Source organism: Gemmobacter caeni (genome assembly GCF_003054195.1).
Taxonomy (GTDB): domain Bacteria; phylum Pseudomonadota; class Alphaproteobacteria; order Rhodobacterales; family Rhodobacteraceae; genus Gemmobacter; species Gemmobacter caeni.
The window spans coordinates 65,694-80,008 of record NZ_QBKP01000017.1 but is presented as its reverse complement, the minus strand read 5'-3'; the positions used below and the strand labels follow the sequence as shown (position 1 = coordinate 80,008).

Sequence of the window (14,315 nt, the reverse complement as noted above, 5' to 3'; positions counted from 1 at the left end):
TGCGGCGCAATTCACCCCCCGAGGATATTTTTCGACAGAAAATGAGCGGGGCGGGCATGTTGCGTAATCTCGTCCCGGTTCTGACCGTTGTTCTGGCGATTGTCGGCTTGTGGTATCTGGCGGCGATCTGGATGAATGCGACCTGGGTTTACGATCAGGCGGCGCGCGAGGGGCGTGAGGTCATGCTGGTCGATCTGGTGACCGAGACGCTGCATCAGGAGCGTCCGGTGCTGCCCGCACCGCATCAGGTGGCGAAGGGGCTGTATGACGGGTTCTTCGGCCAGAAGGTGACGTCGAAACGCAGTCTGGTCTATCACGGCTGGGTCACGCTGTCGGCGACGCTTCTGGGCTTTGTGATGGGGTCCGGTCTGGGCATCCTGCTGGCGGTCGGCATCGTCTATAACCGGGCGATGGACATGAGTGTCATGCCATGGGCTATTGCCAGCCAGACCATCCCGATCCTTGCCATTGCGCCCATGATCATTGTCGTTCTGAACAGCATGGGGGTGCAGGGGATTGTGCCGAAGGCCATCATCTCGGCCTATCTTTCGTTCTTCCCGGTGGTGGTGGGCATGGTGAAGGGGCTGCGCGCCCCCGACGGGATGCAACTGGACCTGTTGCGCACCTATAATGCCAGCGGGGCGCAGACCTTTGCCAAGCTGCGGCTGCCGTCGTCGATGCCGTATCTGTTCGCCTCGCTGAAGGTGGGGGTGGCGGCCTCGCTGGTGGGCACGATCGTCGGCGAACTGCCGACCGGGGCGGTGGCGGGGCTTGGCTCGCGGCTCCTGAGCGGGTCCTACTACGGACAGACGGTGCAGATCTGGGCGGCGCTGTTCGCGGCGGCGCTGCTGGCGGCTTCGCTGGTGGCGATCATCGGGCTGGCGGAGCGGATCGTGCTGCAACGGATGGGGCTGGTGCGATGATGGGGCTGGCAATCATGGCCGCCGTCGCGGCGGCGGGGTTTGTGGCCGACTGGCGGCTTGGGCTGGTGCTGGCGGTCTGGTTCGGCGCCTGGACGCTGAACGCCGGCCTGGCCGAGGGGCGCGGCTCCTGGGTGCGGCGGGTCGTTCCGCTGATCTTTGGCATCACACTGCTGGTGCTGTGGGAAATGACGGTGGATCTGTTCGGGGTGAACCCTGTGATCCTGCCTGCGCCCTCGGCGATCTGGGCGCAGCTGATCAGCAGTCTCCCGACGCTCTGGGCCGATTTCGTGCAGACCTTCGTGAAGGGCGCGCTGACCGGCTATGTGCTGGGCTGTGGTGCTGCCATCGGTACGGCGATCCTGATTGACCGCTCGCCCTTCCTGCAACGCGGGCTGCTGCCGGTGGGGAATTTCGTGGCCGCCCTTCCAATTGTCGGCATCGCGCCGATCATGGTCATGTGGTTCGGCTTTGACTGGCATTCCAAGGCGGCGGTCGTGGTGGTCATGGTGTTCTTCCCCGTGCTGGTGAACATGGTGGCGGGGCTTAAAGCGACCGAGCCGATGCAGCGCGACCTGATGGCAACCTACAGCGCAAGCTACTGGCAGACGCTGATGAAGCTGCGCCTGCCTGCCGCCTTGCCCTTCCTGTTCAACGGGTTGAAGATTGCCACCACCCTTGCGCTGATCGGGGCGATCGTTGCCGAATTTTTCGGCAGCCCCATCGTCGGCATGGGGTTCCGCATCACGGCAGAGATCGGGCGGCTTGGCCTGCCGATGATCTGGGCCGAAATTGCGGTGGCGGCCCTGGCGGGATCGGCCTTCTACGGGCTGGTCGCGCTGATCGAGAAACGGATGACCTTCTGGCATCCGTCGCAGAGACGACAGTGAAAAACCGGGAAAACCGGCAACATGGAGGTTTGACTATGAAATATCTGATGACGAGTGCGGCGGCGCTGGCCTTCATGGCGGGCGCGGTTCAGGCCGAGGATGTGACGCTGCAACTGAAATGGGTCACCCAGGCGCAGTTCGCGGGCTATTACGTTGCCAAGGACAAGGGGTTCTACGACGAGGAAGGGCTGAACGTCACCATTCTGCCCGGCGGCCCGGATGTGGCGCCGACGCAGGTCATCGCGGGTGGCGGCGCCGATGTGGTGGTGGACTGGATGCCTTCAGCCCTGGCCGCGCGGGAGAAGGGGCTGCCGCTGGTCAATATCGCGCAGCCGTTCAAATCCTCGGGGATGATGCTGACCTGCCTGAAGGAATCGGGCGTGGCGACCCCGGCCGATTTCAAGGGCAAGACGCTGGGCGTCTGGTTCGGGGGCAACGAATATCCGTTCCTCAACTGGATGAACAAGCTGGGGCTGAAGACCGACGGCACCGATGTCACCGTGCTGAAACAGGGTTTCAACGTCGATCCGCTGTTGCAGAAACAGGCGGCCTGCATCTCGACCATGACCTATAACGAATATTGGCAGGTGATCGACGCGGGCGTGAAGCCCGAGGATCTGGTGACCTTCAAATACGAGGACGAGGGCGTCGCCACGCTGGAGGACGGGCTTTATGTGCTGGAGGATAACCTCAAGGACGCGGCCTTCGACGAAAAGATGGTGAAATTCGTCCGCGCCTCGATGAAGGGCTGGAAATACGCCGAGGCGAACCCGGACGAAGCCGCGATGATCGTGCTGGAAAATGACGAAACCGGAGCCCAGACCGAAAGCCACCAGAAGCGCATGATGGGCGAGGTGGCGAAGCTCACCGCCGGTTCGAACGGTGCGCTGGACGAGGCGGATTATACCCGCACGGTCGAGGCGCTGATGTCGGGCGGTTCGGACCCGGTGATCACCAAGGCCCCCGAAGGCGCCTGGACGCATCAGATCACCGACAAGGCCCTGCAATAAATCTGAAGGCGCGCGGGGGCGGATCTCCGCGCGCTTTTTTTGAGACCGCTGCCGGTGCTTGTGCGGAAGCCGACGAAGTGGTATTCAAAAGCGGCTAAGCTTCTTCTCTCGACCTTCTGTTTCCTTATGGCTTCAGTGGATCCGACGACGACACTGAGCCGGGCCGCCGCACTCCGCGGGCGGCAAACAAAAGGAGATATCACGATGGCCAACGGCACCGTGAAATGGTTCAACGCCACCAAAGGTTTCGGTTTCATCGCCCCCGAGGGTGGTTCGCGCGACGTGTTCGTGCACATCTCGGCGCTGGAGCGCGCAGGCATCCGTCAACTGAATGACGGTCAGGCTGTGACCTTCGACATCGAAAAAGGCCGTGACGGCCGCGAATCGGCGACCAATATCGCGCTGGCCTGATCGGCACGCGACATTGCGACAGGGGCGGGGCTGGTGCGAACCGGCTCCGCCTTTTTCATTTCTGTGTATTTGTAAAGTTTACAGATTTGTGTAAATTGTCGGCGGAGGTGACCCATGCCGCTGAGCGCCCTGACCGGAAGCCGTGTGCGCGAGCGCCGTCTGGCGCTGGGGTTGCGTCAGGCCGATGTGGCGCGGGCCGCCGGGATTTCTGCCGCCTATCTGAACCTGATCGAACATGGCCGCCGCCGGGTGACGGGTGATGTTCTGGTGCGTCTTGCCACGGTGCTTGGCATCGAGTCGGCAGAACTGGAGCAGGGCAGTGAGGGCGCGCTGGCCGAGGTGCTGCGCACCGCCGCCGCCGCCGAGCCGGAGGCCGCCGCCGAGCTGGAGCGGATCGAGGAATTCATCGGGCGCTATCCGGGCTGGGCGCGGCTGTCCGGGGGCCTGCAGCGGCGTATCGGTCAGCTGGAACAGGCCGTGGCGGCGCTGAACGACCGGATTGCCCATGACCCGCACCTGAGCCTGTCGCTGCACGAGGTGCTGTCGGCAGTCAGTTCCGTTCGCTCCACCGCGGCCATCCTTGCCGAAACCGAGGATATCGAGCCGGAATGGCGCGCGCGGTTCCACGCCAACCTGCACCATGACAGCGAGCGGCTGGCCACCGGGGCCGAGGCGCTGGTGGCCTATCTCGACGGATCGGACCGGACCGAGATGCCGGGCGCGGTGTCGCCGCAGGAGGAGCTGGACGACTGGCTCGCCGCGCGCGGCTGGTATCTGCCGGAGCTGGAGGCGCCGGGCGGCGAGGTCGATCTGTCGGCGCTGGCCTCTGCGGCGGCGCGGGATCTGGCAACGGTCTGGGTCGCGCGGATGCGGGCCGATATGGCGGCGCTGCCGCTGCCGCGGCTGGAGGCCGCGCTGGCCGAATGGGGGCCGGACCCGGTGCTGATCGGCACACGGACCGGGGTAGGAGTCCTGGTCGCGATGCGGCGGCTGGCGCTGCGGCCCGGTTCGGACCTCGGGCTGGTGATCGCGGATGCGGCGGGGGCGCTGGTATTCCGCAAACCCGTACCGGGATTCGTGCCGCCGCGGTTTGGTGCGGCCTGTGCGCTCTGGCCGCTGTTCGAGGCGCTGGCCCGCCCCATGATGCCCGTGCTCGCCGAGATCGAGATGGCAGGGCGGCGGCGCGCCCGCTTTGCCGCCCGCGCCTGGGGCGAGGCAAGCTGGCCCGAGGGCTTTGGCGGGGTCGAGGTGCGGCAGGCGGCGATGCTGCTCAGCCCGGTGCCCGATGCGGGCGGGTCCGTGCGCCGGGTGGGGGCCACCTGCCGCATCTGCCCCGAGCCCGGCTGCCCGGCCCGGCGCGAGGCGCCCATCGTCAGCGAAGTGACCGGCCTGCGCGGCTGACCGATGCCAAAGTCATAGCCGCTTCCCCGTCGCGGCTTTTGACACGGCGGGGATTTCCGCCGATAGTCGGGGCAGGCGCGGGGAGGCGCCAGCGCGACCGGGGGAGGTGCCGTGACTCATCACGCCATGCTGATCGAGGACGAGCCGAATATCGCCGAGGCGATCCGCTTCCTGCTGAACCGCGAGGGCTGGCAGGTAACGACCCTGGGAGACGGTGGCGTGGCCGAGGCTGAGGTGCGCGCCCGCAGACCGGATCTGGTGATCCTCGATCTCATGCTGCCGGGCCGGTCAGGGCTGGAAATCCTTCAGTCCCTGCGCGCCGATCCGGCAACGGCGGAACTGCCGGTGATGATGCTGACCGCCAAGGGGCAGGGCCGCGACCGCGAGGCGGCCGAGCGCGCGGGGGCCAGCCTGTTCATGGCGAAACCTTTCTCCAATACCGAATTCGTGGCGGCGGCCCGGTCCCTGCTGGGCGTGGCATGAGACCGCGCGGCCCGGTCTTTCTGGCGCGGCGCAGCTATCGCCTGCGGCGGATGCGCGATGCGGCCCGGCTGCTGCCGGTGGCCGGGGCCTTCCTGTTCCTGCTGCCGATCCTCTGGGCTCCGGCAGAGACCGAGGCGCGGGATACGGCGGTGGACGGCGCCTATCTGTTTGTCGTCTGGTTCGGGCTGATCGTGGTGGCGGCGCTGATGGCGCGCGGCCTTGGCGCGCAGGAGGAAGAGCCGGGCACCGAAGGCGGCGAGGGGCGCGGCTGATGCCCTTCAACCTGCTGGTCCTGGCCTGCCTCACCTATGTGATCTTCCTGTTTCTTGTGGCTTTTCTGGCCGAACGGCGGGCCGAGCGGGGCCGCGCCCGCTGGCTGCGGTCTCCGCTGGTCTACACGCTGTCGCTCAGCATCTACTGTACGGCCTGGACCTTCTATGGCGCCGTCGGCTATGCGGCGCGGTCGGGGCTGGAGTATCTGACGATCTACCTTGGCCCGACGCTGGTCTTCGTCGGCTGGTGGTGGGTGCTGCGCAAGCTGGTGCGCATCGGCCGGACCGAGCGCGTGACCTCCATCGCCGACATGATCTCCAGCCGTTATGGCAAGTCGAACGCGCTCGGGGTGATCGTCACCATGATCTGCGTGGTCGCGGCCACGCCCTATATCGCACTGCAACTGCAATCGGTGACGCTCAGCTTCGGTGTCTTCGCGCAGCCCGGCACCTATGCCTGGATGATCCCCGACACCAATTCCACAGCGCTGTGGGTCGCGGGGGGGCTTGCGCTGTTCACCATCCTGTTCGGCACCCGCAACCTTGATGCCAATGAACAGCATACCGGCGTCGTGGCCGCCATCGCGGTCGAGGCGGTGGTGAAGCTGGTGGCGCTGGTGACGGTGGGCATTTTCGTCGTCTGGGTCGTGGCGGACGGGCCGGTGGATATCGCCGCCCGCATCAATGCGTCGGCCATTGCCGACTGGGATCTGGTGCCCTCGCGCTGGGCAGGGCTGACCTTCCTGTCGGCCGCCGCCGTCATTACCCTGCCGCGCATGTTTCAGGTGCTGGTGGTCGAAAACAGTGACGAGCGGTTCCTTGGCACCGCAAGCTGGGCCTTCCCGCTGTATCTGCTGGCGATGAGCCTGTTTGTCGTGCCGATCGCGGTGGTGGGCCTCGGTCTGCTGCCGGTGGGGGCGAATCCCGATCTTTTCGTGCTGACCGTGCCGCTGAGCCAGGGACAGGGCGGGCTTGCCATGCTGGCCTTCCTTGGCGGATTTTCCTCGGCCACCTCCATGGTGATCGTCGCTTCCATCGCGCTGGCGACCATGGTGTCGAACCATATCGTCATGCCGCTCTGGCTGCGGCTGCGGCCTGCGAAATCCGTCTCCGGCGATGTGCGGCGGCTGGTGCTGATGTCGCGGCGGCTGTCCATCGCGGCTGTGCTGGGGCTGGGCTATCTGTATTTCGCGCTGTCCGGCGGGTCTGCTGCCCTGGCCGCCATCGGGCTGATCTCCTTCGTTGGCGTGGCGCAGATGCTGCCTGCCATGCTGGGCGGCATCTTCTGGCGGGGCGCCACGCGGATCGGGGCGGCGGCGGGGCTGCTGATCGGCTTCGTGGTCTGGGCCTACACGCTGTTCCTGCCCAGCTTCGGCCCCGGCGCCATCCTGCCGCTGGATGTGTTTCTCAATGGTCCGTTCGGTATCGGCTGGCTGCGCCCCCGCGCGCTGTTCGGGGTGGAGGGCATGGACCCACTGATCCATGCCCTGTTCTGGAGCCTGTCCTTTAACACTGCCGCCTTCACCATCGGCTCACTGCTCAGCTTCCCGACCCCCATCGAGCGGGCGCAGGGTCTGGCCTTCGTCTATGTCTTTGACACCGAACGGGCGGAACTGCGCGGATGGGGCGATGGTCTGGCCGAGCCGGAATCGCTGCTGATCATGGCGCAGCGCATTCTGGGCGACGAACCCGCACTGACTTTCTTCGAGGAACAGGCCCGCGCGCAGGGCAAGGCCGGTTATCTGCCCGACCCTTCGCCCGCCTTTCTGGCCGCGCTGGAGCGGCAACTGGCGGGGTCCGTCGGTGCGGCGGCAGCCCATGCGATGATTTCCGAACTCGCGGGGCGGGCGCGGGTGACAGTGGATGATCTGATGCGGGTGGCCGATGAAACCGCGCAGATCATGGAATATTCCAGTCAGCTGGAATCGCAGCGCGCCGAACTGGAACGCACTGCCCGGCAATTGCGCGAGGCGAACGAGAAGCTGACCCAGCTTTCCGTGCAGAAAGATGCTTTCCTCAGTCAGATCAGCCATGAACTCCGCACGCCGATGACCTCGATCCGGGCATTTTCCGAAATCATGATGGAAGGCGGCATGCCCGAGGGCATGCCCGAGAAATACGCGGGCATCATCCATGAAGAGGCGATCCGCCTGACCCGGTTGCTGGATGACCTGCTGGATCTGAGTGTGCTGGAAAACGGCACCGTGCAGCTTGACCTGAAGCTGGCCAACCTGTCGGAACTGCTGGACCGTTCGCTGCGCGCCGCCGCCCAGACCCGGCCCGAGCGTGACTTTCTCATTCACCGCGACCTGCCCGCCGAGGCGATATTCCTGCGCACGGATCCTGACCGGCTGGCGCAGGTGTTCATCAACCTGATCTCCAACAGCCGCAAATACTGTGACGCCACGCGCCCTGAACTGCGGATCGTGGTGCGCCAGCGCGGCGGGCGGGTGCTGGTGGATTTCATCGACAACGGCTCGGGCATCCCGAAAGACAAGCAGGCGCTGATCTTCGAGAAATTCGCCCGCCTGACCGATCAGACCCGCGCCGGCGGCGCTGGGCTTGGCCTTGCGATCTGCCGCGAGGTTATGGCCAATCTGGGCGGCACCATTACCTATCTGCCGGGGCAGGGCGGGGCGGCCTTCCGTGTCTCCATGCCGCTGCGCCTGGAAAAACCGCCACTGGCCGAGGCGGCGTAACCCTTTGGTAAGCCTCTGCTGCGAGGGTAGAGGCGGAAGACAAGGGGAACAACCGTGGATCAGGGGGTCATCAGGCGCAAACTGGCAGGGGCGCAGGCGGCGCGGCTGCCCGATGGCGGTGTGGAACGTGCGCTGCCGCTGGCGCTGGCGCGGGCCGCGCGCGAAAGGCTGGGCTGCGACCTGACCGTGTCGGGTCTGGCCGCGCATCGGTTCTCTCTGGCGGAACTGCTGGAGCAGCCGCCTGATCTGGCCCTGATCGCGATTCTGGAAGGCCCGCGCGAGGCCACAGGGGTGATGGTGCTGGATTCCGGCCTGCTGGCCGCGCTGATCGAGGTGCAGACGCTGGGGCATGTCGCGCCCCAGTCGGCTGCGCCGCGCCGCCCGACACGGACCGATGCCGCCATGGTGGCGGACTGGGTCGATGCCGCGCTGGCCGCGCTGGAAGAGGCGCTGCTGACGGAAGAGGATCTGGTCTGGACGGACGGGTTTCGCTACGCCTCCTATCTGGATGAGCCGCGGCCTCTGGCCCTGATGCTGGAGGATGCGCCGTTCAAGGTGCTGACCTGTGATCTGCGTTTTGCCGCCGGGCGCGAGGGGCGGGTGATCCTTGCCCTTCCGGCCGAAGGGCATGGCCGTCGCCCGCAGCGCAAGACGCCGCTGCCCGCGCCCGACCCGATGGAGGGGCCGGGTTTCACCGCGGCGCTGGCGGACCGTCTGGCCGAAGCCGAAGCGGTGGTTGAGGCTGTCCTTTGCCGGGTGACCCTGCCCCTGAACGAGGTGCTGCGCCTTGCGCCCGGCGGGGTTTTGCCTCTGCCCGGCGCACAGATCGACCAGATTCGTCTGGAGGGTGGTAATGGCCTGGTGGCCGGGCAGGGCCGTCTGGGGCAGAACCGGGGTATGCGGGCCGTGCGCCTGACTGCGCTCAGCGAAGGCGGAGCCGCACCGCTTGCCGCCTCACTCCCTCAGGAATCCGCAGCATCCGTCCTGCCCCTGACCGGGACAGGCTAGCCATGCTGATCGGGGCTCTTGCGATTCTGCGATACCTGCACCGTCTTTACGCCGGTCGAGGCAAAGCAGGCTCAGGCGTTTTCCAGCGTCGGGCGCAGCCATTCCAGCGTATAGCCGAAGCGTGCGGGAATCCCGATCAGCTCATCTGCGGGCAGACGCCCGGCATGAGCCAGCGCCCAGACCACCGACGAACGGTTGCCCGAAGCGCAATAGGCAAAGACCGGGCCCCTGGCCGCATCGATGGCGTCACGCTGGGCCGAAATGTTCTCTTCGGTGATCGCGCCGCCGATCACCGGATTTGCGATGAACTCCAGCCCCAGCGCCTCGGCTGCCGCGCGCATGTTGTCAGTATGCAGGTCCGAAGGGATCTCGGCATCGGGGCGGTTGTCGACCACGGTCACATAGCCCGCCGCCTTGATCGCAGGCAGGTCGCCGGGGCTGATCTGCGGCGAGACGGCATAGGTCGGGGTCAGGGCACGGATATCCATGGTCGGTCCTCAGTCGGTGACGGCAGGGCGAAACAGCCACGCGCGAATGGCAGGCGTGACGACCATACCCGAGACCATCGCCAGAAAGAAGAGTGCTCCGCCCCAGCCGCCGAGGGCAAAAGAGGCCAGTGCCGGGCCGGGGCAAAGGCCCGCCAGACCCCAGCCCGCCCCGAACAGCAGCGAGCCCCAGATCAGTGGCCCGTCCAGCCGGGGCGGTGTGCGTGCCGGAATCAGATCGCCGAAGACCGAGACGCCCCGTCGTTCTGCGATGCGCCAGACGAAGAACATCGGCAGCGCCGCCCCGCCCAGGACGAAGGCCAGCGTCGGATCCCAGTCCCCGAAGAAATCCAGCCAGCCCTGCACCTTGGTCGTGTCGATCATGCCCGAAACCAGCAGGCCCGAGCCGAACAGCCCGCCCGCCAGAAAGGCCACCACCTCGCGCGGTTCGGGCATCGCGGGAATGCGCGCCATTCAGATCACCCCCAGAATATGCCGGAAAAGATAGACGGTGACAGCCCCGCCCAGCAGGTAGAAAGCTGTCGCTGCCAGCCCGCGCGGCGCCAGACGCGAGATGCCGCAGACCCCGTGCCCGGAGGTGCAGCCATTCGCCAGCCGGGTACCGATGCCGACCAGAAGGCCCGCCGCAACGATGACCAGCGGATTGCTGGTAATATGGGTGTCCACGCTCCGATACAGTGGCACCAGCAGCGGCGGCACGGCCAGCACGCCGAACAGGAAGGCCAGCCGTTCGACCATACTGTCGCGGCCGGTGCCGTCCACCAGCCCACCCAGAATGCCCGACGCCCCCATGATGCGCCCGTTCACCAGCAGATACAGTCCGGCCGCGCCGCCGATCAGAAGGCCGCCGACCAGGCCCCATATCCAATCCGTCGGAATCATCGAAACTCCCTGCATGCAACGATCAGTTGGCGGTCTGGCCGGTTACAACCCGTTGACCGGCACTTTCAGATAGCTGACGCCGTTGTCTTCCGGTTCCGGCATCTGGCCCGCCCGCATATTGACCTGAAGCGAGGGGATGATCAGCCGCGGCATCGCCAGCGTCGCATCGCGCGTCGTGCGCATTCGCACGAAATCTTCGCGGCTTTTCCCGGCGCCGACATGGATGTTCAGGGCCTTTTGCGCACCGACCGTGCTTTCCCAGGCATAGACGTCGCGTCCGGGGGCCTTGTAATCATGCCCGACGAAGATGCGGGTCGCATCCGGCAGGCTCAGAATCTTCTGCACCGAATCGTACATCGTTTCGGCTGATCCGCCGGGAAAATCGCAGCGCGCCGTGCCGAAATCGGGCATGAACAGCGTGTCGCCGACGAACGCCGTGTCGCCGATCACATAGGTCAGACAGGCAGGCGTATGGCCAGGGGTATGCAGCACTTCGCCGCGCAGCTGGCCGATCATGAAGGTATCGCCCTCGACGAACAGCCGGTCGAACTGCGACCCGTCACGCTGGAAGCGCGTGCCTTCGTTGAAGATCTTGCCAAAGGTCTCCTGCACCACGGTGATACGGTCGCCAATACCGATCTGGCCGCCCAGAGCTTCCTGGATATAGGGCGCGGCCGACAGGTGGTCGGCATGGACATGGGTTTCCAGAACCCACTTCAGATCAAGGCCTTGTTCCCGGATGAAGGCGATCACCGCATCCGCCGATCGGGTATCGGTCCGGCCGGAGGGATAGTCGAAGTCCAGAACGCTGTCGATCACGGCACAGGCCCGCCCCTCGGGTTCCTGCACGACATAGGTGATCGTATTGGTTGCCTCATCGAAGAAGGCATGCACCTTCGGCTGCATCGGTGTGGTCATCTGCCTGTCTCCTGCGTCTGTACGGAGGATATAATGCAGCACTGATACATTGCAAGATTTGAATGTGATTTCTGTTGACTTGCATCAAGGTGCGCGGGCGCTGGCAGCATAAACTGCCCTTACGCGAAGAGGAGGCCTTGCCATGATCCCTGTCACCACCCGGAAGACCCAGCTTGAACGTCGGCTGGCACAATTGCAGGCGCGGCTTGCCGCGATCGAAACTGAACTCGACAGCCATGATGCCCGCGACTGGGAGGAAATGGCGACCGAGCGGGAAGGGGATGAGGTGCTGGAGGGCATCGGTCTGTCCGGTCAGCAGGAAATGCGGATGATCGAGGCCGCGCTGCACCGCATTGAGGCCGGTGAATATGGATATTGCGTGAAATGCGGCGCCGAGATCGGGCAGGAGCGGCTGGATGTGGTGCCCTTCACGCCTTTCTGCCGCGCTTGCGCGGTGTGACCCGAGGGAGGAAGCAATGACTGACAAGCAGCAACAGGCCGCCCGTGAACAGGGGCTGATGGGGCTTTTCGCCGAAATGCAGGCGCTGATCGGGGTCTTGCCCACGGCTATGATGCCACTGGCGCCGATCACACCGAAAACCGCAGCCGAGCGCGCGGCCGAGCAGGAAGAGATAGAGGCCGGTTTCGACAATATGCCGGTTTGACGCGCCGCGCCGCCGCCGCGCGGGCGGTCTGATGCCGAAAGCAGGGCCAACAGCTTGGTTTGACAGCAAAACGCGGCTGGCGGGATTGTCAAACGCCCCGTTTGGGGGCTTACTGCCCCTAATCGCAAGGGGGCAGGTATGACGGACAGCGGACATCCGGTGCGGCTGGAGCTTGAGGGTTCGGTGGCGGTTCTGGTGCTGGATGCTGCCCCGGTCAATGCGCTGGGTGCAGGCCTGCGCCGCGCGATCCTTGCGGCGCTGCATGATGCAGAGGCCAATCCCGATGTCAGTGCCCTGGTCCTGCGGGCCGAGGGGCGCAGTTTTCCGGTCGGGGCCGATATCACGGAATTTGGCCTGCCACCGGCAGAGCCTGCCTTGCCGGACCTTTGTGACCGGATCGAAGCCTGTCCCAAGCCGGTGATTGCCGCCATCCATGGCACGGCGCTCGGGGGGGGGCTGGAACTCGCGCTGGCTGCGCATTCAAGGGTGGCGCTGGCCTCGGCGCGGGTCGGCTTCCCCGAGGTGACGCTGGGCATTCTGCCGGGGGCCGGGGGCACGCAACGGCTGCCGCGTCTGATCGGCGCGGAACACGCGCTGCGGATGATGCTCGACGGCAAACCGGTTTCTGCGGCAGAGGCGCTGGCCCTCGGCATTCTGGACGAGGTGGTGGAAGACGGTCTGGAAGCTGCGGCCCTGCGGCGGGCGCAGGCGCTGGCCGGGCAGCCGCCGCTGCGCAGCCAGGACCGGACCGAGGGCGTCCGGGACGGCATCGCCTATCACCGGGCGGTCGCGCAGGCACGCACGCAGGTCGAGGGGGGGCGCCTGCCCGCCCCGGCCCGGATCGTGGATTGTGTTGAAGCGGCGCAGCTTTTGCCTTTTGACATGGGGCAGGCATTCGAACGTGCCGCCTTTGACGATCTGGTCTCGACCCCCGAATCCGCCGCGCTGCGCCATGCCTTCTTTGCTGAACGTGGGGCGCAACGGCCGCCGCCGGGCACACCACTGGCCCGGATGCCGCAGCGCATCGGCATTTTCGGTGCGCGGACGGCGGATCTGGCATTGCCGGCCCTGATGGCGGGGCTGGATGTCGTGCTGGTCGACCCCAATCGCCCGCTTCTGGTCGAGGCGCTGGAGCGGATCGCCACGGCGCAGGAGCGGCAGGTGACGGAAGGGCAGATCCAGCCTGCGGTGCGCGATGCGCAATGGGCGCGGCTGAGCCCGGCGCTGGGCGCGGCGGCACTGGCGGAATGCGAGCTTGTTTTGCTGGGCGAGGCGGGGTTTCTGGCCGAGGCGATGGAGGCGACCGCCCCCGGCACGACCCTTGCGCTGATCGTCCGGGCCGAGGTGGCGGAAAGCGGGGCGCGGCTGGCCGATGTTCTGGGTTTCCGCCCGGCGGGGCGGCGCCTGATCGAGGTGGTGGCCGGGCCGCAGACCTCGGGCATGGCGCAGGCACGGGCCATTGCCCTGGCGCGCGGGCTGGGGATGGAGGCGCTGCGCTGCGCCGCTCCGGGCGGGATTGGTGCCCGCGTCATGGCCAGAGGGCGCGCGGCGGTGGCCTATATGCTGGCGCAGGGCGAAACACCGGCGGCGCTGGCCGGTGCCCTTGCCGATTACGGGCTGCAATCACTTGTGCCCGAGGCGCCGGAAAATGCCCCGCCGACTCCGGCGGCCGCACGCCTTGCCGGGCGCGTACTGGGCGCCATGGCGAACGAGGGCGCCCGCCTTCTGGGCGAGGGGCTGGTTGCGCGGCCGTCGGATGTGGATTTCGCTCTGCTGGCGGGCAGCGGATTTGCGCGCTGGCAGGGCGGGCCGATGTTCTGGGCTGACCGGCGCGGGCCGATTCTGCTGCGCCATGACCTTGAACGCTGGGCCGAGGAGCGACCCGACCTGTGGTCACCCGCGCCGCTGATCGCGGAGCTGGGGGCGCGGGGCGGTCACTTCTCTGACCGCAACCGCTGAGGCTCAGGTTAGCAGGATGCCGCTGACCACCATCATCAGCCCGATGGCCGACACACCAAGCGCGCCCATGTTCAGCACAACCACGCGCTGAAGCCGGACCCGCAGTTCATCGTCATTGGCAGAGGTGCTGCGCGCCTTCACGGCCAGCAGGATGCACCAGATCAGCCCTCCGATTCCGGCAAGCGATACGGCGGCTCCCAGCAGGATCAGCAGTTGCATCGTGGATGTCCCCTTCGTCTGTCGCGCCCGCTGTTCCCTTGCGCTCCCTTGCCGGGGGCGGGAATCTGTGCA

The 14,315-nt window shown here is 66.4% G+C and carries 17 protein-coding genes; 12 read left to right on the top strand and 5 right to left on the bottom strand.

Annotated features, from left to right (window positions below; genetic code table 11):
- The first annotated feature begins 59 nt into the window (after positions 1–59).
- From C8N34_RS20475 to C8N34_RS20435, 9 genes are all read left to right on the top strand, one after another.
- Positions 60–923, top strand: coding sequence for an ABC transporter permease (locus C8N34_RS20475; RefSeq protein ID WP_108130327.1), 864 nt, complete (start codon positions 60–62; stop codon positions 921–923).
- A gap of 14 nt (positions 924–937) precedes the next feature.
- Positions 938–1,810, top strand: coding sequence for an ABC transporter permease (locus tag C8N34_RS20470; protein WP_082400658.1), 873 nt, complete (start codon positions 938–940; stop codon positions 1,808–1,810).
- Positions 1,811–1,845: 35 nt separating this feature from the next.
- Positions 1,846–2,820, top strand: coding sequence for an ABC transporter substrate-binding protein (locus C8N34_RS20465; protein WP_054301080.1), 975 nt, complete (start codon positions 1,846–1,848; stop codon positions 2,818–2,820).
- A gap of 204 nt (positions 2,821–3,024) precedes the next feature.
- A complete protein-coding gene (locus tag C8N34_RS20460) occupies positions 3,025–3,231 on the top strand; it encodes a cold-shock protein (RefSeq protein WP_054301079.1) in 207 nt (68 codons plus the stop codon).
- A 114-nt stretch (positions 3,232–3,345) separates the two neighbouring features.
- Positions 3,346–4,632 (top strand): XRE family transcriptional regulator, encoded by a 1,287-nt coding sequence (locus C8N34_RS20455; RefSeq protein WP_108130297.1) that lies wholly within the window; start codon positions 3,346–3,348, stop codon positions 4,630–4,632.
- Positions 4,633–4,743: 111 nt separating this feature from the next.
- On the top strand, positions 4,744–5,115 hold the full coding sequence (locus tag C8N34_RS20450) for a response regulator transcription factor (protein ID WP_108130296.1): 372 nt from the start codon (positions 4,744–4,746) through the stop codon (positions 5,113–5,115).
- Positions 5,112–5,387 carry a hypothetical protein gene (locus tag C8N34_RS20445; protein WP_054303261.1) on the top strand — a complete coding sequence of 92 codons (276 nt, stop codon included), beginning with the start codon at positions 5,112–5,114 and terminating at the stop codon, positions 5,385–5,387. The genes C8N34_RS20450 and C8N34_RS20445 overlap by 4 nt, the downstream gene beginning before the upstream one ends.
- Positions 5,387–8,086 (top strand): ATP-binding protein, encoded by a 2,700-nt coding sequence (locus tag C8N34_RS20440; protein WP_108130295.1) that lies wholly within the window; start codon positions 5,387–5,389, stop codon positions 8,084–8,086. Before C8N34_RS20445 ends, C8N34_RS20440 begins: the two co-directional genes overlap by 1 nt.
- Positions 8,087–8,140: 54 nt before the next feature.
- Positions 8,141–9,094, top strand: a complete 954-nt coding sequence (locus C8N34_RS20435; RefSeq protein ID WP_108130294.1) for a FliM/FliN family flagellar motor C-terminal domain-containing protein — start codon at positions 8,141–8,143, stop codon at positions 9,092–9,094.
- Positions 9,095–9,165: 71 nt separating this feature from the next.
- Here C8N34_RS20435 and C8N34_RS20430 read toward each other — a convergent pair whose 3' ends face one another.
- Genes C8N34_RS20430 through C8N34_RS20415 form a run of 4 tightly spaced genes read right to left on the bottom strand, consistent with a single transcriptional unit; the run spans position 9,166 to position 11,388 of the window.
- Positions 9,166–9,582 (bottom strand): protein tyrosine phosphatase family protein, encoded by a 417-nt coding sequence (locus C8N34_RS20430; RefSeq protein ID WP_054303258.1) that lies wholly within the window; start codon positions 9,580–9,582, stop codon positions 9,166–9,168.
- A 9-nt stretch (positions 9,583–9,591) separates the two neighbouring features.
- Positions 9,592–10,053, bottom strand: a complete 462-nt coding sequence (locus tag C8N34_RS20425; RefSeq protein WP_242013860.1) for a DUF6691 family protein — start codon at positions 10,051–10,053, stop codon at positions 9,592–9,594.
- On the bottom strand, positions 10,054–10,479 hold the full coding sequence (locus tag C8N34_RS20420) for a YeeE/YedE family protein (RefSeq protein WP_108130325.1): 426 nt from the start codon (positions 10,477–10,479) through the stop codon (positions 10,054–10,056).
- A gap of 45 nt (positions 10,480–10,524) precedes the next feature.
- On the bottom strand, positions 10,525–11,388 hold the full coding sequence (locus tag C8N34_RS20415; protein ID WP_054303274.1) for an MBL fold metallo-hydrolase: 864 nt from the start codon (positions 11,386–11,388) through the stop codon (positions 10,525–10,527).
- 154 nt (positions 11,389–11,542) lie between these two features.
- Here C8N34_RS20415 and C8N34_RS20410 point away from each other — a divergent pair, with 154 nt between their 5' ends.
- From C8N34_RS20410 to C8N34_RS20400, 3 genes are all read left to right on the top strand, one after another.
- The gene (locus C8N34_RS20410; RefSeq protein WP_054303256.1) at positions 11,543–11,860 is read left to right on the top strand and encodes a TraR/DksA family transcriptional regulator; all 318 of its coding nucleotides are present in this window, start codon (positions 11,543–11,545) and stop codon (positions 11,858–11,860) included.
- Positions 11,861–11,876: 16 nt separating this feature from the next.
- Positions 11,877–12,065, top strand: coding sequence for a hypothetical protein (locus C8N34_RS20405; RefSeq protein ID WP_108130293.1), 189 nt, complete (start codon positions 11,877–11,879; stop codon positions 12,063–12,065).
- 138 nt (positions 12,066–12,203) lie between these two features.
- On the top strand, positions 12,204–14,024 hold the full coding sequence (locus tag C8N34_RS20400; protein WP_108130292.1) for an enoyl-CoA hydratase-related protein: 1,821 nt from the start codon (positions 12,204–12,206) through the stop codon (positions 14,022–14,024).
- A 3-nt stretch (positions 14,025–14,027) separates the two neighbouring features.
- Here the strand turns inward: C8N34_RS20400 and C8N34_RS20395 are convergent, their stop codons facing one another.
- A complete protein-coding gene (locus C8N34_RS20395; protein WP_054303253.1) occupies positions 14,028–14,243 on the bottom strand; it encodes a hypothetical protein in 216 nt (71 codons plus the stop codon).
- Between the last annotated feature and the right edge of the window lie 72 nt (positions 14,244–14,315).

Bases quoted from the DNA above. Each gene is read 5' to 3' on its own strand.
- C8N34_RS20440 (WP_108130295.1), top strand. From the start codon at position 5,387: ATGCCCTTCAACCTGCTGGTCCTGGCCTGCCTCACCTATGTGATCTTC.
- C8N34_RS20470 (WP_082400658.1), top strand. From the start codon at position 938: ATGGCCGCCGTCGCGGCGGCGGGGTTTGTGGCCGACTGGCGGCTTGGG.
- C8N34_RS20425 (WP_242013860.1), bottom strand. From the start codon at position 10,053: ATGGCGCGCATTCCCGCGATGCCCGAACCGCGCGAGGTGGTGGCCTTT.
- C8N34_RS20395 (WP_054303253.1), bottom strand. From the start codon at position 14,243: ATGCAACTGCTGATCCTGCTGGGAGCCGCCGTATCGCTTGCCGGAATC.
- C8N34_RS20445 (WP_054303261.1), top strand. From the start codon at position 5,112: ATGAGACCGCGCGGCCCGGTCTTTCTGGCGCGGCGCAGCTATCGCCTG.
- C8N34_RS20410 (WP_054303256.1), top strand. From the start codon at position 11,543: ATGATCCCTGTCACCACCCGGAAGACCCAGCTTGAACGTCGGCTGGCA.
- C8N34_RS20405 (WP_108130293.1), top strand. From the start codon at position 11,877: ATGACTGACAAGCAGCAACAGGCCGCCCGTGAACAGGGGCTGATGGGG.
- C8N34_RS20400 (WP_108130292.1), top strand. From the start codon at position 12,204: ATGACGGACAGCGGACATCCGGTGCGGCTGGAGCTTGAGGGTTCGGTG.
- C8N34_RS20465 (WP_054301080.1), top strand. From the start codon at position 1,846: ATGAAATATCTGATGACGAGTGCGGCGGCGCTGGCCTTCATGGCGGGC.
- C8N34_RS20460 (WP_054301079.1), top strand. From the start codon at position 3,025: ATGGCCAACGGCACCGTGAAATGGTTCAACGCCACCAAAGGTTTCGGT.
- C8N34_RS20430 (WP_054303258.1), bottom strand. From the start codon at position 9,582: ATGGATATCCGTGCCCTGACCCCGACCTATGCCGTCTCGCCGCAGATC.
- C8N34_RS20415 (WP_054303274.1), bottom strand. From the start codon at position 11,388: ATGCAGCCGAAGGTGCATGCCTTCTTCGATGAGGCAACCAATACGATC.
- C8N34_RS20455 (WP_108130297.1), top strand. From the start codon at position 3,346: ATGCCGCTGAGCGCCCTGACCGGAAGCCGTGTGCGCGAGCGCCGTCTG.